The sequence below is a fragment of the Psychrobacter sp. TB20-MNA-CIBAN-0197 genome (genome assembly GCF_040309765.1).
In the GTDB taxonomy this organism is placed as follows: Bacteria; Pseudomonadota; Gammaproteobacteria; order Pseudomonadales; family Moraxellaceae; genus Psychrobacter; species Psychrobacter submarinus.
In genome coordinates this window covers 1-320 of record NZ_JBEOPC010000266.1, presented here as the reverse complement: position 1 = coordinate 320, position 320 = coordinate 1, and the positions used below count along the sequence as shown (strand labels likewise).

Annotated in this window: 1 protein-coding gene; it reads left to right on the top strand. The window is 65.9% G+C overall.

What is annotated here, in order from left to right; genetic code table 11:
* Nucleotides 1–21: 21 nt before the first annotated feature.
* The coding region (locus tag AAEY83_RS13595; RefSeq protein ID WP_351059599.1) for a hypothetical protein at nt 22–320 on the top strand (299 nt) is incomplete at its 3' end.

Genomic DNA, 320 nt, shown 5'->3' with positions numbered 1-320 from the left:
GTCTACGCGTGGGTCAGGCTCATGACCGCCTCCACACATTGGCGCACGCCTTCGCTGACAGCCAGCGACGGACGTGGCCTGCCAGTCCGTCAGGTCGCTTATTTGCGTACCGTGGCGGGTGACACGCCGAAAGCTCTCGTGACCCGCCAGCGCCACGATGTCGCCGGGCGTCTGGTCGCGCAACAGGATCCACGCCTGCCGACAGCAAACACAACCAGCGTGTTTGCGCTGAACGATATCGCCGTGTTTACCAACAGCCAGGATAGCGGCTGGCGCCTGCTGCTGCCGGGCAGGGCCGGGGAGCCCGGACACCGTTGGGA